The sequence below is a fragment of the Cellulomonas sp. McL0617 genome (assembly GCF_049994875.1).
Classification (GTDB): Bacteria; Actinomycetota; Actinomycetes; order Actinomycetales; family Cellulomonadaceae; genus Cellulomonas.
Genome location: NZ_CP188256.1, coordinates 2,762,036 through 2,782,903, shown reverse-complemented (window position 1 = coordinate 2,782,903; position 20,868 = coordinate 2,762,036). Strand labels below are relative to the sequence as shown.

General features: G+C 69.4%; 16 protein-coding genes and 1 pseudogene. 6 read left to right on the top strand and 11 right to left on the bottom strand.

The window, feature by feature from the left end; genetic code table 11:
* Positions 1-29: 29 nt before the first annotated feature.
* Positions 30-629 carry a dihydrofolate reductase family protein gene (locus ACPPVS_RS12580; protein ID WP_426592602.1) on the bottom strand — a complete coding sequence of 200 codons (600 nt, stop codon included), beginning with the start codon at positions 627-629 and terminating at the stop codon, positions 30-32.
* Positions 630-1,227: 598 nt separating this feature from the next.
* On the opposite strand from ACPPVS_RS12580, the gene ACPPVS_RS12575 reads away from it, so the two are divergent.
* From ACPPVS_RS12575 to msrA, 3 genes are all read left to right on the top strand, one after another.
* Complete coding sequence (locus tag ACPPVS_RS12575) at positions 1,228-1,632, top strand: LLM class flavin-dependent oxidoreductase (protein ID WP_426592601.1); 405 nt, start codon at positions 1,228-1,230, stop codon at positions 1,630-1,632.
* Positions 1,560-2,171: an LLM class flavin-dependent oxidoreductase gene (locus ACPPVS_RS12570; protein WP_426595967.1), complete on the top strand. Its 612-nt coding sequence runs from the start codon at positions 1,560-1,562 to the stop codon at positions 2,169-2,171. Before ACPPVS_RS12575 ends, ACPPVS_RS12570 begins: the two co-directional genes overlap by 73 nt.
* Positions 2,172-3,236: 1,065 nt before the next feature.
* Entirely contained in the window at positions 3,237-3,749 is a 513-nt protein-coding gene (gene msrA, locus ACPPVS_RS12565) for a peptide-methionine (S)-S-oxide reductase MsrA (RefSeq protein ID WP_426592600.1), read from the top strand.
* 336 nt (positions 3,750-4,085) lie between these two features.
* Here msrA and istB read toward each other — a convergent pair whose 3' ends face one another.
* Both istB and istA read right to left on the bottom strand, forming a co-directional pair.
* The gene (gene istB, locus ACPPVS_RS12560) at positions 4,086-4,868 is read right to left on the bottom strand and encodes an IS21-like element helper ATPase IstB (RefSeq protein ID WP_426592599.1); all 783 of its coding nucleotides are present in this window, start codon (positions 4,866-4,868) and stop codon (positions 4,086-4,088) included.
* Positions 4,868-6,090: pseudogene (gene istA, locus ACPPVS_RS12555) on the bottom strand (IS21 family transposase). The gene istB and the pseudogene istA overlap by 1 nt, the downstream one beginning before the upstream one ends.
* 526 nt (positions 6,091-6,616) lie before the next feature.
* Between istA and ACPPVS_RS12550 the strand changes: the two are divergent.
* On the top strand, positions 6,617-8,857 hold the full coding sequence (locus ACPPVS_RS12550) for an MMPL family transporter (protein ID WP_426592598.1): 2,241 nt from the start codon (positions 6,617-6,619) through the stop codon (positions 8,855-8,857).
* Here ACPPVS_RS12550 and ACPPVS_RS12545 read toward each other — a convergent pair.
* The 6 genes from ACPPVS_RS12545 to ACPPVS_RS12520 form a co-directional block, all read right to left on the bottom strand.
* The gene (locus tag ACPPVS_RS12545) at positions 8,807-11,983 is read right to left on the bottom strand and encodes an ATP-binding protein (protein WP_426592597.1); all 3,177 of its coding nucleotides are present in this window, start codon (positions 11,981-11,983) and stop codon (positions 8,807-8,809) included. The two genes, ACPPVS_RS12550 and ACPPVS_RS12545, sit on opposite strands and share 51 nt — an antisense overlap.
* A 6-nt stretch (positions 11,984-11,989) precedes the next feature.
* Complete coding sequence (locus ACPPVS_RS12540) at positions 11,990-13,231, bottom strand: NAD(P)/FAD-dependent oxidoreductase (RefSeq protein ID WP_426592596.1); 1,242 nt, start codon at positions 13,229-13,231, stop codon at positions 11,990-11,992.
* Positions 13,228-14,499 (bottom strand): NAD(P)-binding domain-containing protein, encoded by a 1,272-nt coding sequence (locus ACPPVS_RS12535; RefSeq protein ID WP_426592595.1) that lies wholly within the window; start codon positions 14,497-14,499, stop codon positions 13,228-13,230. Before ACPPVS_RS12535 ends, ACPPVS_RS12540 begins: the two co-directional genes overlap by 4 nt.
* 69 nt (positions 14,500-14,568) lie before the next feature.
* Entirely contained in the window at positions 14,569-15,141 is a 573-nt protein-coding gene (locus tag ACPPVS_RS12530; RefSeq protein ID WP_426592594.1) for an OsmC family protein, read from the bottom strand.
* Between the two features lie 130 nt (positions 15,142-15,271).
* Positions 15,272-15,454 carry a hypothetical protein gene (locus ACPPVS_RS12525; protein ID WP_426592593.1) on the bottom strand — a complete coding sequence of 61 codons (183 nt, stop codon included), beginning with the start codon at positions 15,452-15,454 and terminating at the stop codon, positions 15,272-15,274.
* A gap of 98 nt (positions 15,455-15,552) precedes the next feature.
* On the bottom strand, positions 15,553-16,344 hold the full coding sequence (locus ACPPVS_RS12520; protein WP_426592592.1) for a class I SAM-dependent methyltransferase: 792 nt from the start codon (positions 16,342-16,344) through the stop codon (positions 15,553-15,555).
* A gap of 40 nt (positions 16,345-16,384) precedes the next feature.
* Here ACPPVS_RS12520 and ACPPVS_RS12515 point away from each other — a divergent pair, with 40 nt between their 5' ends.
* Positions 16,385-16,801 (top strand): hypothetical protein, encoded by a 417-nt coding sequence (locus ACPPVS_RS12515; protein WP_426592591.1) that lies wholly within the window; start codon positions 16,385-16,387, stop codon positions 16,799-16,801.
* A 58-nt stretch (positions 16,802-16,859) separates the two neighbouring features.
* On the opposite strand, the gene ACPPVS_RS12510 is transcribed toward ACPPVS_RS12515, so the two are convergent.
* A complete protein-coding gene (locus tag ACPPVS_RS12510; RefSeq protein WP_426592590.1) occupies positions 16,860-17,876 on the bottom strand; it encodes a LacI family DNA-binding transcriptional regulator in 1,017 nt (338 codons plus the stop codon).
* A gap of 4 nt (positions 17,877-17,880) precedes the next feature.
* Complete coding sequence (locus tag ACPPVS_RS12505) at positions 17,881-19,401, bottom strand: alpha-N-arabinofuranosidase (protein WP_426592589.1); 1,521 nt, start codon at positions 19,399-19,401, stop codon at positions 17,881-17,883.
* 210 nt (positions 19,402-19,611) lie between these two features.
* Here ACPPVS_RS12505 and ACPPVS_RS12500 point away from each other — a divergent pair, with 210 nt between their 5' ends.
* Positions 19,612-20,868: a sugar ABC transporter substrate-binding protein gene (locus ACPPVS_RS12500; RefSeq protein WP_426592588.1), complete on the top strand. Its 1,257-nt coding sequence runs from the start codon at positions 19,612-19,614 to the stop codon at positions 20,866-20,868.

The window sequence follows — 20,868 nt, the reverse complement described above, 5'->3', positions numbered from 1 at the left end:
CGTTGAGGAACTGGTCGCGCCCGACCCGGTCATCGGCGCGGGCGCGCTCGGGTGGGCGGTCGTGCGACCTGCTGGGCGGCCAGGCGGGGGCGATACGTCAACGTCGCGAGACCAGGGTCGGCGCCCGGGCCGACGTCGTACAGCTCCCAGGCCCCTGGGACCGTCCCCGGACGGAACAGCGGCTCGCCGTCGGCGAAGACCGGAACGACGTTGAGCGTCAGCTCGTCCACCAGCCCGGCCTCCAGCAGACTCTGGCCCAACCGGCCGTGCCCGTACATGAGTAGGTCCCGGCCGGGATGCGACTTCATCGACGCCACGGCTGAGGATACGTCGCCGCGAACGACGGTCGTGTGCGACCACTCGGCCAGCTTCAGGGTCGACGAGAAGACGTATTTCCTCACGCGGTTGAGCGCGGCGGCGTACTCGCCGGGCGCACCCGGCCACTGCCGGGCGAAGATCTCGTAGGTGTGGCGTCCCATCAGGAGGCCGTCACAGTCCCGCAGCACCTGCAGTGAGAATTCAGCGCTTCCCGGCCCGAAGTAGGGTCCGGCCCAGGCCAGCGGCGTGCTGCCGACGCCATTGATCGATATCAGAGCCGGCTGGCGAATTCGACGTGCAGAGATGGTCACCCCATGCAGAGTTCACCACCGGTCGAACGGCATCGGTCCACCGGCGATGAATGCCGAGCGGCACCCCGGACCGCGCGACCGAGGCAATAAGGGTCGCCTCCGCGTCAACACTGCAAAGCCCGCCGCAACGGAAAGCGCACCACGGCAGTGCCTGATGCCTTCGACGTCCGACGTGAGCTCGTGGCGCCGTGCACGACGCACCCGCTCAATGGTGCGATCTCGACCGGCTGCTCGCGCTCGTCAGCCGCAGCCGTGGGTGGCATGCGGTCAAGCGCTGACGGCCCGTGCCCTTGCTAGCGATCACGGCGTTGGGCTGCTCGACCTCGGCGGCATAGTCGGCAAGTACGGCCTGCGGCGGTCCGTCGGTCGGAGCGGACCAACCGCTTCCTGGGATCACTCGGATTCGATGTGGAGCAGACCTGGTTCGCGCGGTCGAGGAATCGCCAACCGCGGCCCGGTGTCAATCGGCGGGCCAGGATCGACCGGGACAGCACTCCGCGATGCGCTACCTCCGCGACTGGTACGAACCGGGCCGATCCGTTCTAGCCGTTGCGTCAGTCCACACACTCGAATCGTTCGTCGAGCGTGAGGACTTCACATGAAGCTGAGCTTGTATCTTCCGACTGGCACCACCCAGGAGTGCTTTGGCCACACCGACCCGATCGCCGCCTTCGACACGATCCGCGAGCTCGCGGCTGTCGCCGACGAGACCGGGTTCGAAACCATCTGGGCGCCCGACCACTTCATGCCCTTCGGCCGTCCGGGCGCGTACGTCTTCGAAGTCTGGACCACCCTGGCGGCGCTGGCGCGTGACACCACGCGCGTCCGCCTGGGCCAGCTGGTCACGGGCAACGGCTACCGCAACCCGGCCCTGCTTGCGAAGATGGCCTCCACGCTCGACGTCGTCGCCCGCGACGGTTCACCTTCGGCATCGGTGCCGGATGGTACGAGGAGGAGTATCGGGCGTTCGGGTATGACTTCCCAGCCGCAGGCGAGCGATTGAAGCGACTCGAGGAAGCCCTGCAGATCATGACGTCGATGTGGACACAGGATTTGACCAGCTTCGAGGGCACCTACTTCCGCGCCTCAGGCGTGGTCAACCAGCCGGCCGGCGTGCAGACACCGCGGCTTCCAGTGCTGGTCGCCGGGGGCGGAGAAAAGGTCACGCTCCGGCTCGTCGCGGAGTACGCCGACATGTGCAACGTCCAGGAGCCGCCCACCGAGTTCGCACGCAAGCTCGACATCCTCGCCGAGCACTGCGCGGTCGTCGGGCGCGACTACTCGACGATCACGAAGACGTCGACGTCGTACTGCATCATCGCCGACACCGACAAGCAGGCTCGGGCTGCAGTACCGCCGTGGGCGCCTATGGTCTTTCCCGGCGATCTTGGATGGTACGGGCTCGTCGGCACGATCGCCACGATCCACGAGCGCCTCGCCGCGTACGAGCAGGTAGGTGTTGACGAGCTGATCCTCGGCTTCCAGGACGCCCTCAGTGCCGACACGCTGCGCCGCTTCGCGGAGGAGTTCATCCAGCGATGAGCGCACCCTTCGACCCGACCACCGCCCGTCTGCTCGCCGGCGCGAACATGGCGCACCTCGCCTCGGTGCTCCCGGACGGAGCCCCGCACGCCGTCCCGGAGGCGATCTGACCATGTTCCGGGCCGTAGATCAGGCCCTCCACCATCAGGTTTGCCCTACTCGGTCCGACGCTCGTGATCTTCATTGGTGAGCTGACCCGGTCTATCGACTCGGGACTGGCCAGAAAGTAGCCACTTAATGCCGTCTAGAGCGCTCCAAGATGCGCGAGTTGGGGCGATACTGGATCGCCAAGGGCCCGTTGCATCCTGGCATATGCCCTGGTCAGCGCGAGATCGAGCGAGAACTCCCGAATTCATCGGCAACTGCGAAAGAGCCGCGTGATTCAGGGGGTCAGGGGTTCGAATCCCCTCAGCTCCACAATCGTTGCAGGTCAGAGGCCATGTCGGGATCCTGAACGCGGGAGCCTGACATGGCCACTGGCCGTTTGGTGGCGAGTCATCGTTCGTCGCTCGACCCGTCTCGGTCGGCTAGTCGTCGTGTCTTCGTCGTGTCTGGCGATGCCTGCTGGCTCGGACACCTCACTGTGACGCCGGACACCGAGCCGACGATGACCACCACCTCCGCCCCGGCGACTTGTCGGTCAGCACCCAGGCGCTGTACTACCCGCGCTCCAAGGGCGCGGCGTTCCTGATCAAGCACACGCGGACCCATCGCTGTTCTCGATCGTCTACCGGATCTTGGCCCACTACCGTTCGTGGCCCGGCACCCGGTACGGCCTTCCGGCCTGGAGGCTCAAGGCGGGTCGTCCCACGGCGGGGGACGAGCCGAGGAAGGCGAACTCCGATGCACAGGATCACCGATCAGTACTTCGACCGACCGAGACGGGCTCGGCGAAACGAGCGAACGGCAGGTCTCTCCAGTCGGCAGTAACGTCGCACACGTGGACGTCATCCCGCGGGCTGCCTCAGGACTCCCCTGGTCGGAAGGCGTCGGGCCCAGATGGTTCAGGCTTACCGTTGACGCGCATCCCTTGCGCGGTCACTCTCCCGAGATGGATGGAACATCATGAGCACCGAACGCGCCGTCCTTGCAGGTGGCTGTTTCTGGGGCGCGCAGGAGCTGCTGCGCCGCCGGCCGGGCGTGGTCTCGACCCGCACCGGCTACTCCGGGGGAGACACCCCGAACGCGACCTACCGCAATCACGGCGACCACGCCGAGAGCGTGGAGATCGTCTTCGACCCCGACATCATCTCGTTCCGGGATCTGCTCGAGTTCTTCTTCCAGATCCATGATCCCTCGACCCGGAACCGGCAGGGAAACGACGTCGGGCGGAGCTACCGATCAGCGATCTTCTACACCAGCGAGTCACAGAAGGATGTTGCACTGGACACGATCAAGGACGTCGACGCGTCGGGGCTGTGGCCCGGGCAGGTCGTGACCGAGGTGGTACCGGTCGGTGACTTCTGGGAGGCAGAAGAAGAGCACCAGGACTACCTCGAGAAGTTTCCCGCTGGCTACACCTGCCACTACGTCCGGCCCGGGTGGACCTTGCCCCACCGTGAGAGCCAGACCGCGTGACCGGCTCGATCGGCCGACCGGAGCCACCGAGCAGCTGACGAGCGCGCATCGCCGTCTTCGGAGGTCGCCGCCATGAGGACAACCCCACGATTCCTCGCCAACGCGGCCTGACTCAACCCGCGCAGCAGACCTTCCTGCGCGATTGCGCCGGCGCATGTGAACGACGTTCGCGATAGTCACTGGCGGTGGCCGCGACGAGACTCGGCAGGGCTCACGAAAGCCAGATGGGTGCTCGGGTCAAGATGTGCGCCCGGTCGTTGCGGGGCCGGATTGTCAACGACGGCTGAAAGTGAACCCCCTGGCGACGGACGATAGTGAACCCCTCTCGTTGGTTGTTCAGTCGGTTCCGGCCGCGGGCGGTCGCCCGAGGTCGCGGTCTTTGAGCCGGTAGGAGTCGCCTTTGAGGGCGATGACGTCGGCGTGGTGGACGAGCCGGTCGATCATGGCGGCGGCGACGGTGTCGTCGCCGAAGACTTCTCCCCAGCGTCCGAACGGCTTGTTCGAGGTCACGATCAGCGAGGCGCGCTCGTAGCGGGCCGAGACGAGCTGGAAGAACAGGTTCGCGGCTTCGGGTTCGAACGGGATGTAGCCGACCTCGTCGATCACGAGCAGCGGATAGCGGGCCAAGCGGCGGAGCTCGTCTTGCAGGCGCCCCTCGTGGTGGGCGGTCGCGAGCCGGTCGACCCACTCCGAAGCGGTCGCGAACAGGACGCGGTGCCCGGCCTGGCAGGCGCGGATCGCGATCCCGGTCGCGAGGTGGGTCTTGCCCGTGCCGGGCGGGCCGAGGAACACCACGTTCTCGCGGGCGGTCACGAAGTCCAAGGTGCCCAGGTGCGCGATCTGCTCGCGTTTGAGGGTGCGGGCGTGCTCGAAGTCGAAGTCCTCGATCGACTTGCGCCCGGGGAACCGGGCGGCCCGGATGCGCCCTTCGCCGCCGTGGGTCTCGCGGGCGGAGACCTCGCGTTGCAAGCACGCGGCCAGGAACTCCTCGTGGGTCCAGGACTCGGCCCGGGCGCGTTCGGCGAGCCGGTCGACCGCCTCGCGCAGGGTCGGAGCCTTGAGCGCTCGGGTCAGGAACGCGAGCTCGGCGGTGACGTCCCGGGACTTGGTAGCAGGCATCAGGCCACGTCCGTCAGGCCGAACGCGGTGTCGTAGGTGGACAGGTCGCGCTGCTCGACATCATCGACCGGTTCCGGCGTCGGCCGGTGCGCCGCCGCGGTGGACATGGCCAGCGCGGCGGCCTTGTGGGCTGGGTCGGTGATGGTCTGCCAACGCGCCCAGCACCGCGGGTGGACCGCGACGACCTTGCCGCCCAGGTGGACACTGACCTGCTGCAGGTCCGCGACGACCTCGACGAACCGGCCGACCGCGACCGGGTCGACCGAGTAGTCGTTGGACCCCAGCCGCACGTAGTGGTCCCGCGGCAACCGAACCCTCGCCCGCCAGCCCAGCTGCGGGGCCACCGGCGGCAAGGTCAGCATCGCGTCACGATCGACCGTCCACCGGTCGATCGGGCGGCAGCCCAGCGCCCGGTGCTTGCGCTGGTTCGCGAGCGGCAACCAGTCGGCCAGCTGGGCGTTGAAGTCGCTCGGGCCGGTGAACGTGCGCCCGGGCAGGAACGAGGTCTGCAGGTAGCCGTTCGCGCGTTCGACCAGCCCTTTGGCCTCCGGGTCCCGCGGGCGGCACTGATGGACACCGACCCCGAGGATCCCGCGGAACGCCTCAAAGTCGTCCGTGAGCCTCGGCTTGCCGGCCCGCCAGGACCCGACCGCGGACTCGTTGTCCCAGACCAGTTCACGGGCGACCGCGCCCATGGTCTGCAGCAGCGCCCAGTGCCCGGCGATCAGGTCAGGCGCCTGCCGCGAGGGCAACATCATCGCGAACATCATCCGGGAGTAGCCCGCGACCATCACCAGCACCGGCGGGGACCCGACCTGCCCGGCACCGAGCGGCACGTCGACCGGCGGGAACCACAAGTCGCACTGCAGGCGATGGCCCGGCTCATAGGTCGTGCGCGATGCTGGGTCCGGTGGCAAGTAGTACGGGCGCAACACCCGGACCCGGTCCTTGAGCACTGTCAATGAGTGCTCCCAGCCGATCCGCTGCGCGATCACCGTCGCCGGCATCGTCGGGCACCCGGCCAGCAGCTCACGAAGCCGCGGCTCGACCGCGTCGACCACCGACCCCCGCGCCGGGCGGACGTACTTCAGCGGCGCGTCCCGCGCCAGCGCCCGCCGCACCGCGTTCCTCGAGACCAACAGCCTGCGCGCGATCGCCTTGATCGCCATCCCTCGACCCGATGCAGCCGCCGGATCTCCGCCCAGTCCTCCACGGTCATCACCCTCCTCAGCGTGGCCGAGGGGGTTCACTTTCAGCCGTCGCTCAGGGGTCAGTTTTCACACGTCGCCGACACGGATGTCCGTGCGCGCGAATGCTAGAGCGTCGACCCGGTGGCGTGACGGACCCAGCCTTGGTGACGCCGCGGTAGCGGTCGAGAGTCGCCTCGATGAGTTCTGTCGGCTCGGCGATCAGTCGCTTATGCGCGGTGAGCTTCGCTGCGGCGAGTTCGTGATTCTCGCCCCATTGCTAGGGCTGCCTCGACTGGACTCGAACTAGTGACGGCACCCGGGAGCAAGCTCGGACAGACCCCGAGTGGAATGGCTGCGTCATTGCTCGGGCAATGACGCGTATCGATCGCTCGGACATGCCCGGTGGCGGTGCGCACCTCACAGGGTGAGTCCCGTGGCAGCGAGCGCCGCTGCCACGCCGGCTCCTTGGGCCGGCCGACGGACTGTCTCCGGGGAAGGTACCGGGAAGGCGGGTCCGCCAACCTCGGGTCATCATCCAGCACTGACCCGGAGACCACGATGAACAGGAACATGCCCCTGGGCGCCACGCCCACCGCCCGCCAAGCCGATACGCACAGCAGGGTGGCGTCAGCGAGCCTGCAGATGCCACTCCGGCCGGGGGAGGCCTCGAACACGATAGACGTGGCCCACCGCACGACGTACGGCCCACTGGGTCGACTCGGTCTTTGGACCGGCCGCCATGTCCGGGTCGTGCTGCTCGGCTGGGCGGCCGTCGTGGTAGTGCTCGGACTGTTCGCGCCGCGCGCCGAGACGTCTCTTGCGGGAGCGGGCTGGGAGGCGTCCGGGTCCGAGTCCGTGGCGGCTCGCCAGATCGTGCAGCGCGACTTCCAGGGCTTGTCGTCGGCTGCGCTGCAGGTTGTCGTCCAGGTCCCGACCGGCTCGATCGAGAGCGGAGCGGGGGCTGCGGTCGTGCAACGTGCGACGGACATCCTGCGGGCCGACAGTCACGTGTCGACGATCGTGCCGCCCACGGTGGGAGTGTCGATCTCACCAGACGGCAGGACGGGGGTCATCCAGGCCGGGGCGGCGAACGCTGACACCAACGAGATGGTGCTGGCCGCCGATGACCTGAAGGCGACGCTCACGGCGCTGTCGAGCAAGGACGCGACCGTCGAGCTGACGGGTTCCTCGGCGCTCTGGGGCGACTTCAACGCGGCAAATCGATCGGCGATGCTCAAGAGCGAGCTCATGAGCTGGCCGGTGACCCTCGCGATCCTCGTGCTGGCATTCGGGTCGCTGGTGGCTGCGGGGCTGCCGCTCATGCTCACCATCACCGGGCTGACAGCGGCGGCCGGCTCGCTCTACCTGACCTCCCGGCTCGGTGACGTGTCCATCTGGGCCATGAACTTCGCGCTCATGTTCGCGCTCGCCCTGGGCATCGACTACGCGTTGTTCATCGTCGTCCGCTTTCGCGCCGCCCTCAGGCGCCAACCGGAGGAGGCCGGCCTCGCGGTCGCCGAGACGATGGACACGGCGGGCAAGGCGGTGCTGTTCTCCGGGCTGACGGTGCTGATCTCCCTGTCGGCCGTGATGCTCGTGCCTTCGCCCGCCTTCCGGTCGACGGCACTGGGCATCATGTTCGCCGACGTGTTCGTGCTCGCCGCAACGCTGACCCTCCTTCCGGCGGTACTCGTCCGGCTCGGAGGGCGCGTCAACGCGCTCGCCGTGCCCGGTGTCCGGGTCAGCGACGGGGCGTCACCGCGCTTCGCTGCCTGGGGTCGCCGCCTGTGGAACCGCCCGCTTGCCTACGGTGCCGTTGCGCTGGCCATCCTCGTCGCTCTCGCCCTGCCTGTTCTGGGCATGCGGACAGCGATGCCGAGCATCAAGGTCGTGCCGAGCTCGGACACGAGCCGCGTCGGCTACGAGGAGCTCACGGCCGCGTTCGGACCCGGCGCCCCAGGAACGCTGCAGCTCGTGGTTCCGGCTGGATCCGCGACGGTGGCGAGCGCCACCCTGCGCTCGGACCCCGGGATCGCCCACGTGACGGCTCCGATGCCCGGGTCCGGCGAGCAGGTCCTGATCCAGGCTCAGCCCGCCACCGCACCGTCGGACCCCGCCGTCGGCCGACTCATCGACCGGTTGCGGGGAGAGCTGCCCGCGGGCTCGCTCGTCGGCGGCACCGCAGCCGAGAACCATGATCTCGAAGCGGTGCTGGCCTCGACGACCCTGCCCGTCATCGGGGTGATCCTGGTTCTGGGATTCTTGCTCCTGCTCGTCGTGCTGCAGGCGCCATTGGCTGCGGCTCTCGGTGTTCTCACCAGCCTGCTGTCCACCGGCGCGGCATTCGGCGTCGCGCGTCTGGTGTTCCAGGACGGCCGCGGCAGCGGTCTGTTCGGGTTCGCACCACAGGGATTCCTGGACGCCTGGGCGCCGATCTTCTTCTTCGCGATGATCTTCGCGATCGCCATGGACTACACGGTGTTTCTTCTGGCGAGCGTGAAGGAGCACTGGGAACGCACGGGCGACGCCCACGACGCCATGGTTGCCGGGGTCGCCCACTCCGGACGCGTCATCTTTGCTGCGGCAGGCGTGATGGTTGCGGTGTTCTTCACCTTCGCCATGTCGGGACCGCTGCCACCCAAGGAGATGGGCGCGATCCTCGGGGTCGCGGTCCTGCTCGACGCTGCTCTCGTCCGCCTCGTCCTGCTCCCCGTGCTCCTGCGGCTTGCCGGGAGCGCGGCCTGGGCGTCACCCGCGTGGCTGCGTAGGCTCCTGCCGAACGTTCGGTTCTCCCACTGACTCAGCGGTGGCCGTGCCGGGGAGCGACGTGACCGCCGCTCCCCGGCACCTTTCGGCGTCACGAGGCTGACCAGCCAGGACGAATGCCTCCGCAGCCAGGTGGAAAAGGGCCGCTGAGTCGGCGCCGAGGCCCTCGGCCCGGGCGATGTGAGCCTTTGCCTCCACCACTGCGGCGGACCATGCGTGCCCGGACCATCTCGCAGCCGAGACCTCGGCAACGAGCAGATGACGACGCGCTGCGTCGAGGTCGCCGACGTCCGCGCACGCGATCGCCGCGGGCACGGCCAGCATGACCGCGCAATAGATGCACTCGTCGTCGTTCCCCAGCGTCGCCTCGGCCTGATCCACGACGGCGCGGGCCGACTCCGTGTCGGGAGCGGCCGAGATCATCGTGCCGTAGATCCGCTGGAGAAGGTGCGACCCGATCACGGACCATCGAGCCATGGGGAGTGCTCGTTCCAGGAGTCGCTGCGAGCCGAGCCGATCGCCCTGGGCCAGACGCACCTCGGCCAGCCGTTGCAGGCTGTGCGCCTCCCCGGCCGGCGCGTCGATGTCCCGATGAAGGTCGACGGCTTCGACCAGCTCGCGCTCCGCTCGGGTGAGGTCGCCCATGAGAAGTGCGGCTTCGCCGATCAACGCCGTCGCGAAGGCAATCCCGCGCAGGGCGCCCATCTGGGTGGCTCGGCGCAGCAGGTCCTCCGCGTCCCGGATGACCTCCTCGTACGGCACCGGCCCGTAGAGCACGTACTCCGCGACACACAGGTGAGCGTCGAACAGCGCGGTGGCGAGCTGCTGCTTGCCCCGGGTCCGCCGCAGCTCCTGGTGGAAGCGTTCGAACCACTCTCCCCGCTGATGGGCTATCAGCCCCTGCAGCAGGACAGCGTTCACGAGGTGCCACGGGTCGTCAGGCGACGCCAACAGGTCGCTGGCCTCGCTCGAGACCGACCACGCACGCTCCAGGTCGCCTTCGAAGAAGGCCACCATTCCTTGCGCCAGCAGGATCGACGGGTCGGCTGGGTCTCCGTTCACGGACAGACCGTCAAGGGCAGCGCGAGCCACTGGGAGGTCTCCGGTGAACGCCGCTGCCCGTGCGAGTCGGGCCCGGACCAGCCGCTGCGTGGTGCCGGACGTGACGCCGACCGCCTCCTGGTATGCCTCGACCGCCTCGGGATCGCCGATGGCCTGCAGCAGATCGCCGCGGCGGGCCAGGAGCTGCGGCAGCTCGGCCGGGCCTGCGTGCGGGCGGACCGCGTCGATCAGGCTCAGCGCGTCGCGGTAGGCCCCCAGGGCCCCGGCCGTCTCGACAGCGCGGATCGCGTACGGCACCGCGCGGGACGCCAGACCGGCGCTGACGAACAGGTGCGCGAGTCGGGACGGTGATCCGCCCAGCTGAGCCATCCGCTCGGCGACCTCCCGCCGCGCGATCAGCTTCGCCCGCGGGACCATCTCCCGGACCAGAGCCTCTCGGACGAGCGAGTGCCGGAACTGGTATCCCGTGTCCGTCGGCTCGACGACCAACGCGGAGAGGGCAACCTCTAGCCGTCGATAGGTCTCGTCCTCAGCGAGACCGGACAGGGCCAGCAGCTCGTCGGTACTGAAGGTGGGTCCGAACAACGCGATCCGCTGGAACGTCTCCGCCACGTCGGCCGGCAGCATCGGCATCACCGCCGCGAGGCCCGGTGCCGCGCCGCGGGCCAGCTCCAACGCAGTGAAGGGCAGACCGGCGCTCACCTCGCAGATCTGCTGCACGACCTCCGGGGCAAGATCGGGGAAGCGATCCGCGAGCAGTCGCCGCGTCGCGGCCCGGTCGAGCCGGGACAGCTCGACCCGCGTGCCGGACCCTCTGCGGACCAGGCTCTCCGCTATCTCCTCCGCCGGCCCGGGTCCCACCGGTCGGTGCGCCACCACGATGAGCACAGGCTCGGTCACTGCCGCGCGAGACAGATAGTGCAACAGGCGTAGTGATGCCTCGTCGGCGTCGTGGATGTCGTCGAACATCAGCAGGAGCCCGTGGCCGGTGGCCGCGAGCCTCATCATCTCGGCGACCGCGACGAACAGCCGTTGATGGCTGGACTCGCCGGTCCACGTGACGTCGCGCCCGGAGAGCGCGCGTTCGATCTCGGTCCGGTAGTTGTCGTCCAACCCGTCGAGCAGCGCGGGGTGACGACGGCCCAGGTCACCGAACGCCTCCAGGATCGGTGCATACGGCCACGGTCCCTCGACCGCGGAGGCCGCGCCCCGACCGGAACGCCAGTCTCGTTGGTGGGCGACGGCTTCGGCCAGGTCCAGGACGGCGCTCTTGCCGACGCCCGCGGGCCCGCTGATCAGCAGCGTGCCGCCCCGTCCCGACTCGGCCCGGGCGAGGCCCTCGCGGATGAGGTTGCCGATGCCCCGACGACCCACGAGGCGGACCCCGCTCGGCGCACGTCCAGCTCTGCCGCTCGCGGCATCCAGCTGGGCGCGGACACGCTCGACCTCGGGGCTCGGGGCGGTCCCGAGCTCGCGCCGCAGCGCCTGGGTGAGCCGCTCGAACTGCCGTTGCGCAGCCCTGACGTCGCCGCGGTCGAGGTGCGCACGGACGAGGGCGAGATGGGCCGGCTCGTCCGCGGGGTCGAGATCCAGCACCTGCTCCCAGCGCTCGGCCAGACGGAGCAGATCGAGATGGAGCAGCGCGACCGACTCTCGCGCGTCGTGAGCCCACGGCTCGTACCGGTCCTCGGGGAGCAGCGGCCCGCGGTCCTCCTCCAGCGCGGCGATCGCCAGCTCCGACGAGCCCTCGTGGAGCGCGTGCTGCCCGTGCCGGCGAACCTCCTCGACGTCGACGGTCAGGTCCTGCTCCGGGAGCAGGGCGACCATGTCGTTGCGGAGCAGCACCGCCTCGAGATCGCCACCGAGGGCCCGGCGGGCGTAGTGGGCCACCTTGTGCAGGCGCGGTCCCCCCGACTCGATCGAGGACCCTGGCCAGAGCGCCTCGATCACCTGCTCCCGGTGGAGCCGGTGCCCGGGGGCGAGCGCGAGGACCTTGACGAGCGATGCGGCTTGGCGCCGTGACCATGCGTCCGGTGGCACGGGGACGCCGTCCACGACGACGTCGAACCCCCCGAGCAATCTGACCGAGACACTCACGACGGGTCATCCTTTCGGAACCGCGCCATCGTATCGATGCCTCTCTGTCCTGTCAGGGACCACAGCGGGCGAGAGCCGAGATGCAGGACGGGCCGGGAGCGACTGAAGGTGATCGACCTCGTCGCTCATGGCCGAGCTCACCCGGCGAACGAGGGCTCGGGCCCGGTGCGCGTCCCAGTCGTAGGCCGCCACCTCCTCGGTCGCCGCAACGAGATGTGCAGAGAGTCGATCGCGGGTCTGCTGATAGCCCGCGAGCCCGAGTGCCTCCGGCACACGCCCGCCGAGGACGTCGATCAGCTGGTCGGCGAGCAGCTCCGCGTCGCGCAACGCGTCGGTCATGCCGTGCGCGGTGATCGGGTCCTTGAAGTAGCCCGCGTCGCCGACGAGGGCCCACCCGGGTCCCCATGCCTGACGCACATGCCCGGGGAGTCCGGCCCAGCCGCGCAGCGGGGACGCCGACTCCGCGGCACGGACCCGGTCGACGAACGCGGGCGCGGCTGCGGCCAGCAGGGTCGAGAAGGCCGACTCGGCGCTCCCGGACCGGCGCAGCCGGCGCATGCGTGCCGGGGTGGTCGCGGCGAAGACGCAGGTTGCCGCGTCGTTGGTGGGTATCAGGCCGGCTGCGGCCCCGACGCCGTACGCCCACTCGTAGCCTGCAGCGGGCAGGTCGTGGACATACCGGTAGAGCACGGCGCTGGCCGTGCGTCCCGCCGTCAGGACCGGTGCGCCGACGTGCTGGGCGACCGTCGACCGGATCCCGTCTGCTCCGACCGTCGTCGTGGCGTTCAGGGTGACCTCGGCGCCGCGCGCACTCCGGGTGGACACGCCGCCCACGCGTCGGCCCGGACCGTCGATCAGGGAGGAGACGGTCGCTCCGTGCCACACGTCGACACCGGCGTCGGCGGCCGCCTCGACGAGGAGCCGATCGAGCAGGTTGCGCCGCGGTGCGTACAACGCGTCGACCCCAGCCTTGGGTTGGATGGAGACCTGGACCCTGTCGCCGTCGGCATAGCTGAACACGGTGCGCCGCACCGGCGGCGTTCCGGCCCTGATGACGTCGTCGAGCAGTCCCCACCGAGACAGCTGGAGGACGCCGGCGCGCATGAGTCCGTGGGTGGACACGGTGTCGCTGCCGAGACGGCTTCGCTCCAGGAGGGCGACGTGCACCCCGGCGCGGGCCAGCAGGAGCGCGGTGGACGCCCCCGCCACCCGGCCACCGACCACCACGACGTCGTACGCGCTGGTCATGCTGCCGGCTCCCTGTCGAGGGGGCGCGCGCCCAGGCTTCGGCCGGTCAGGTGCTCCACCACGAAGCGAGCGTCGTGCCGTGCGCCGTCGATGAATCCCGAGTCCCGACGATGTTGGAACCGTTGGCCGACGGTGTAGACGCCGGGCGCGCTCGTGACGCCGTTCCGCTGAGCGATGACGCCGCCCGGCCGAGTGATCGGGAGCCGGAGCCACGGGTTGTGGGACCGGTAGCCCGTGGCGAGCACGACGGTCGCGATCCGTTCGGCACCCAGATCCAGTCGCCTAGGCGGGTTGGCCAGCTCGACCGGTCGCGGCCTGCTGCCGGACCGTAGCTCGGGCGCTAGTCCGGTCCGCTCGGCGAACCGGTCGGCAGCATCGAGGAAGCGGTGCATCCTGTCGTCGGCAGATGCCACGTTCTCCGGCAGATCCGGCCGGAAGTGCGCTGTCGATCCGGTGAGGTGCTCCATCCGCCCGGCCAGCCGAACTCCGTTGCTCTGCAAGGTGGACAGGTCGACGTCGACGTGGGCGTCGGAATCTCGCCGCCTGCCGACGAGCTGGAAGGACGGCTCACGGCGTGCGGCTTCGGGATCCGGCATGTCGTCGATGGTTCGTGCCAGCCGGCCTGTTCTCTCGAGCCACCAGAAGATGTCCAGGCCGCGATACCGGCGCGGCATCCGAGTGTGGCCGCCGACGGCGAGCGTCACGTCACGTCCGGCGCGGTTGAGCTCGTCCGCGATCTGCACACCGGAGGACGACGCACCCACGACCAAGATGCCGCCGGTGGGGAGCTGCGCCGGGTTTCGATACTGGTTCGACATCAGGACGTCTTGCCGGGCGAGGCCAGGCGGGACGCGGGGGGTTCCGTACGGTCCCGTCGCGATGATGACGTGCCGGGCTGACCAGGTACCCCGATCAGTGACGACGAGATAGCGCCGGTCGCCGTCTCCGGATCCGCGCGTGAGCTCAAGCACTGCTGTGCCGCCCACGACGGGCGCGCCGTAGGACGAGGCGTACGCCTCGAGGTACCGGAGGAAGTCGCCGCTGGACTGGTAGGACTCAGGGTCCGTTCCGACGTACTGCCAGCTCGGCAGCCGGGTCATCCAGTTGGGCGTCAGCAGGCGGAGGGAGTCCCACCGCTCGGTGCGCCAGCGCTCGCCGATCCGTCCGCGGTCCAGGACGACGTGGTCGCGACCCGCTTGGGTGAGCAGTCGGCTCGCCGCCAGACCGGCGTGCCCGGCGCCGATGACGATCGTGTCGATGGTGATCATGAGAGTTCCTGTCCAGGGGCGGCCGGGCACGTGATGCGCCCGGCCGTCCCCGTGTGAGGGTCAGGGCCGTCAGCCCGTGACCACGTCGATGGCCACAGGCGTGGCGTTGGTGAGCACGTCGTAGACGGCGGAGCGGCGTCGCGACTGCTGGACCAGCTCGCGCAGGGTCTCGTCGTCGGCGTCGCCCTCGATGTGGACCGTGACTCGGATCTGCTCGTATCCGTTGCGCACCGAGCCGTGCGACAGGCCGAGGACGCCCAGGAGGTTGATGTCGCCCTCGACGGTCGACGAGACCCTGGTCAGCCGGACTCCGCGAGCCGCCGCGATGTTGGCGAGGCCGGCGGTCAGGCAGGCGGCGATGCCGTGCAGGAGATACTCGACCGGCGCCGGGCCGTTGTCCTCGCCGGCCAGGACCTTCGGGTGGTCGGACACGACGACGGTCTCTGCCCGATGCTGCATCTCCTGCCGTGCTCCGAAGAAGCCGAGCAGCGAGGAACGGCTCTGGTTGCCGTTCACCCAGTCGTTCGTCGCCCGGAACTGGAACGTAGCGAGCTCGTTGTCTGCCTTGACGGCGTCGAGCGTGGCGAACAGGGTCGCCGTGTCCACGCCGTTGAGGCGCGGGTTCTGCGTCGTGACGGTCATCGAATCTCTCCTTGGTTGTGCCGGAAATGGCGGGTCGTGCGCTTGTGTCGAGGACGGTATGAGGGACGCCTTCCCGGGACCTTCCCCGCCCCATCGACCGCGGGGCGTGCGCCGGACGGCCTCCGTGTCGTCAGCGGATCGGCGACGGCGGTCGAGGGCCGCGGAATCCCGCGAGCGTGCGTGCCAGGACCGGCACCACGCGAGATGCGATGCCGTTGTTCCCGGGCGAGCTCGCGGGTCGGGCACGGTCCGTCTCGCGAAGCCGTTCGGCGAGCTGCGCCGCCGCGTTGGGGGCGGTGAGATCGGGGTACATCTGAGATCCCTTCGGGGATGTCGGTAGCGCTGGCCGCGGGTGGGACTCCCCATACCGGCGCCGATCGAGGATCACACCCGGGCATGCCGGCGGCGCGGCTACTTGAGGGTGATGACCGACTCGAGGTACGCGGCGGGGATCGCGATGCTGCCGCCGTCCCCGTTTCGGTCGGACGCCCGTGCGAGGTCCGCAAGATCGGCCGCAAGCGCAACCTGCCCCTGCTCGTCGAGGACGTCGAAGGCCTTCAGCGTCGGGCCGTACCAACGCCGGAAGAAGCCGACGAACTCGTCCACGGTGCGGAAGCGCCACACGCAGGTTCGTTCCGCGGACGCGATGGTTGCCACGGAGTCGCCGAACAGGTCGATGAGGTGGTCCTCGGCGCCCCAGAGCAGGGGCGACTCGACACCCGCGGGACCGGGGACGTGCGAGGTGATGACCTTGAACATCTGGCCGATGAATCCGTCAGGAGTCCACGACGCGAGCGCGACGGTCCCGCCCGGCCGGCTGACGCGGACGATCTCGTCCGCCGTGCTGCGGTGGTCAGGGGCGAACATCGTGCCGAAGACGCTGAGCACGGCGTCGACGGAGTCGTCGGCGACTGGGAGCTGTTCCGCGTCGCCGAGACGGAACTCGACGTCCAGGCCTTCGGCGACAGCTCGCGCCCGGCCGTCCTCGAGGAGGGCCGGAACGTAGTCCACACCGATCGCGTGGGCGCCCGAACGAGCGGCTGCGAGCGTCGCGTTGCCGTTGCCGCAGGCCACGTCGAGCACCTGCGACCCCGCGCGCAGGTCGGCGGACTCCGCGAGCAGCTCGCTGACGAGCACGATGCGGGAGGCGACCACGGAGAAGTCACCGCTCGCCCAGGTCTTCTGCTGGTTCGCCTTGATCACGGCCAGGTCGGGCCCCGATCCTCGCGAAGGGGCGGAGGGAATGGAACTCGTGTTCATGGCTGGCTCCGAGGTGTGCGTGCGGATGAAGACCTCGAGGTTCGCCGAGCGGCCTTCCCGCGACCTTCCCTCGACGCTCGACCGCCGGCACGAAGGTGCCCCGGACGGGGAAGGAAGGCCGATGTGCGTGGTGGACATGCCGCTTGTTTGCGGACGCCCCCTGGTCCTCGCGGCTGCTCAAGCTCGCCACCGGGGCTCGATGTCGCTCGCGCCGCTTGTTCGTTCGATCCCTGGCGGTTTCGGCGATGAAGCTGCTTTCCGGATCCTCGTCGCTGAGCCGAACGAGGAGGACGAATGCGTCGCCCCGGTGTGCCCGGCTCGGCACAGCAGGTCAGTAGCGACCGACCACCAGTTCCGTCCAGGCCGCGTCCGGCTGGTCGAGAACCGCTCGGGCTTCTAGCTCGGTCCGGGCCACACGATGCCCTGCTACCCCTCCGAAGAACGCGGCTGAGCGCTGCTCACGCTGACCGGCGCACGACGAGGGAACAGGTCGCGAAGATCTCGGTCGGGCCGTCGGCCCGCCCTTCCACGCGTGCCGCCAGAAGGTCGACGGCGTGCTTGGCGATCTGATCGGTGCCGGGCTCGATGGTGGTGAGCGGTGGAACGGCGAACTCCGCCATCGGGACGTTGTCGAAGCCGATGACCGCGACATCGTTGGGCGAGCTGAGCCCACGCGCCGCGATCGTGTGGAGGGCGCCGAACGCCATCGTGTCGTTGAAGCAGAAGACGGCGTCGGGCGGTTCGAGCAGGCTGAGCAGCCGCTCCATGCCTACGGCGCCGTCGCGCAGGTGCCAGTCCTCGGCGACCACGACGTACTCGTCGGGCACCTGCCGCCCGTGGCTGGCGAGCTCGGCGCGGAACCCGTCGAGACGCAGTGAGGCTGCACTGGTGGTGGCGACGCGCGGGTTGGAGCCGATCGCCGCGATGCGCTGGTAGCCGCGGTCCACGAGGTAGCGCGTGGCCAGCCGGGCCGCCTCGACGTTGGCCATCGCGACGTGGTCGACCGGCGCGTTGAAGATGCGGTCGCCGAGGATCACCAGCCGGTCGTTGCCGGTGAGGTGCCGCTCGTCGCCGGGCCCCAGGGCGTGCGGCTGGAAGATCAGACCGTCCGAGTGCTGTCGGCTCGCGCCGCTGAGGATCGCCAGCTCGTTCTCGCGGCGTGCGTCCGTCTGCTGGATGACCACCGACCAGCTGTGCCGCTCCGCCTCGATCATGATGCGGCCCGCGAGGTCGGCGAAGTAGTCGATGCCCAGCTCCGGGATGGCCAGCGTGATCGAGCCTGTCCGGCCCGTGCGCAGGCTTCGGGCCGAGGTGTTCAGCCGGTAGCCCAGCTCGTCGACCGCGCGCAGCACGCGTTCGCGGGTCTCGGCGCGCACGGACGGGTGCCCGGAGAGCACGTTGGAGACGGTGCGCCCGGTGACGCCGGCGCGTGCCCCGACATCAGCCATCGTCACGGCGTCCGATCTGCTGCCCATGCGATCACCCGCCCTCTGCAGCACACCGGATGCGGACGCTGGCCCACGATACGGCGGGCAGCGTCAGCCGCAGGGAGCCGCCGCGCAGGTCCGTAGCCAGCGGCTGTGGGCTCACGGCGTCGGGGGACTCGATCGTGTTGGTCGCGTGCGGGTCGGGCACCCACAGGAGGTGTGCACCGTCGACCTGGTCGGCGTCCAGGGCCGTCAGGTCGAGCTCGACGTCTGCGGCGGTCGCGGTGGAGCAGTTGACCAGGTGCACGAGTGCCTCGGACCCGTCCGGGCTGACGGTGACGATGCAGGTCACGATCTCGTCGGGCCCCGTGGCCGTGTTCACCGTGTGCACGGTGTGGCCCGCGCTGCGTGCCACGGCGGCGAACGGGTGGAAGGTCGTCTGTCGCCACGCCGGCCGCCCTGGCTCGGCCCGGATAGGACCGATGACGTTGACCAGCTGCGCCATGGCCGCGATCGAGACGACGTCGCAGTGCCTGAGGATGCTCTGCAGGAGGGACCCGACGACGACGGCGTCGGCGAGCGTGTAGACCTCTTCGAGCTGCCGCGGCGCCTCCTCGAACGGTCGGCCGATGTCAAGCGCGTCGTACGCGGCGTAGTTCCAGACGTTCCACTCGTCGAGGCTGATCCGAATGTCGCGCACGCTGCGGGTCGCGGCCCGGACGTGGGCGATCGTCGCCGCGACGTCGTCGAGGAACCGGTCGAGCACGTCGGACGAACGGAGGAACGTGCCCAGGTCGCCGTCGTCGTAGAAGTAGATGTGGCACGAGAGGTAGTCGACGAGGTCGATCGTCCGGGTCAGCACCTCGCGTTCCCAGGCGCCGAACGTGCTCATCTGCGGGTTCGAGCTGCCGACGACCACGAGCTCGAGCGTCGGGTCGAACATCCGCATGGCCGCCGCCGTCACGGCGGCGCGCTCGGCGTAGTCGCGCACGGACCGGTGGCCCAGCTGCCATGGCCCGTCGGCCTCGTTGCCGAGGCACCACAGGCGCACGTCGTGGGGGTCCGGCGAGCCGTTGTGGACGCGCTCGTCCGACAACGTCGTGCCGGACGGGTGGTTGGCGTACTCGAGGAGCTGAAGTGCGGAGCGCGTGTCGCCCAGACCCAGGTTGAGGGCGAGCATCGGCTCGACGCGGGCTTGGCGGCACCAGGCGGCGAACTCGTCGGTTCCGAACCCGTTGGTCTCGATGGACCTCCACGCGAGGTCCAGCCGGCGCGGACGCGCCTCCCGCGGTCCGATCCCGTCGCGCCAGTCGTACCCGGAGACGAAGTTGCCGCCCGGGTAGCGCACGACGCTCACCCCCAGCTCACGGACCAGCTCCAGCACGTCGGCGCGAAAGCCCTCGGGCGTAGCGCTCGGGTCGTCCGGGGCGAACACGCCCCCGTAGACGCCGCGGCCCAGGTGCTCGACGAACGACCCGAACAGTCGAGGGTCGGCCGTCCCGACGCGGCGCCCGAGGGCGAGCGTCACGGGGACAGCCGAGGCGCCGGCGTCGTCCGCGGAGGGTGTGATCACGGTGAGGCTCTCTCCTTCAGGTCGCATTTCTTCGATGAAATTATGCGGTCCGACAACGGCTGTCAACCACCGCGCCGTTTCGACATTGATGCTTGACGAAAAGGGTTTCAGGCGACATCCTCGCTCCAGGACGAGGAGTTCATCGTGGAAATGGTGCGCAGGCGTCCGGCAGGGACACGGTCAACGAAGACAACGAGAGGCGGCTTGCTCATGAGGAACCACAAGCGATCCCGCGCGGTGCTCGCGCTCGTGGGGGTCGCACTGGCGCTGACGGCGTGCTCGGCGGGTGGCGGCTCGGACACCGCGTCGTCGAGCAGCGCGGAGAAGGTGACGCTGACGGTGTGGCACTACTACAACACGGACGGTCAGGTCGCCGGGCTGCAGAAGCTCGCGGACGCGTTCGAGGTCGACCACCCGAACGTCACGGTCAAGTTCGAGTACGTCCCGGTGGAGCAGATGACCACCAAGACCGTCACAGCGGCCGGCGCGAAGAAGGGCCCCGACGTGCTCGTCTTCGGTGCGTCCGGCACCTACCCGCTCGCACAGTCCGGCGCGATCGAACCCATGGACAGCTGGTGGGACACGTTCGCCGACAAGGGCCAGTTCCCCGCCGGCGTCATGCAGAAGGTCGACAACAAGCTCTACGGCGTCCAGGGCTACGTGAACCTGCTCGGCCTCTGGTACAACCAGGATCTGCTGGACCAGCTCGGCGCGAAGGTACCCACCACGATCCCCGAGATGGAGGACACCATGGCCAAGGCCGTGGCGGCGGGCAAGCAGGGCATCACGCTGACCGGCAAGCCCGGGCTCGAGAGCCAGTGGCAGGGGTTCCCGTGGTTCACGTCCGACGGCTTCTCGTACGGCGACCCCCAGGCCGCACCCATGGCCAAGACCTACTCGATGCTCCAGGACTGGACGGCCAAGGGCTACCTGTCGAAGGAAGCCTCGACCTGGGACCAGGCGGTCCCGTTCCAGCAGTTCGCCGCCGGCAACTCGGTGTTCGCCGCCAACGGCAACTGGCAGATCGGTGCCGCCAAGGAGGCCAAGTTCACGTACGGCGTCGCTGAGCTTCCTCTCACGTCGGACGGCGGAGTGCTGCTCGGCGGAGAGGTGCAGAACGTCGGCGCCTTCTCGAAGCACAAGGAGCTGGCCGAGGAGTTCCTCGAGGACTCGTTCTTCTCCGTCGACGGCGAGATGACGCTGCTGGACTCGTTCGGCTCGATCCCGGCCCGGGCCGACGCGGCCTCGTCGCCGAAGATCAGCGACGACCCGCTGCTCAGCACCTTCGTCGACATCGTGCAGAAGCAGGGTCGGCCCTCGCCGAGCCCGCAGGTACCGTCGAAGAACGTCGATGCCGTCGAGACGTTGGTCGGGAACTACTGGAGCAAGGCCGTGGCTGATCAGGGCGCCCCAGATGCGCTCGCCGACGAGCTCATGACCCAGCTCGTGCCGCTCCTGAAGGACTGA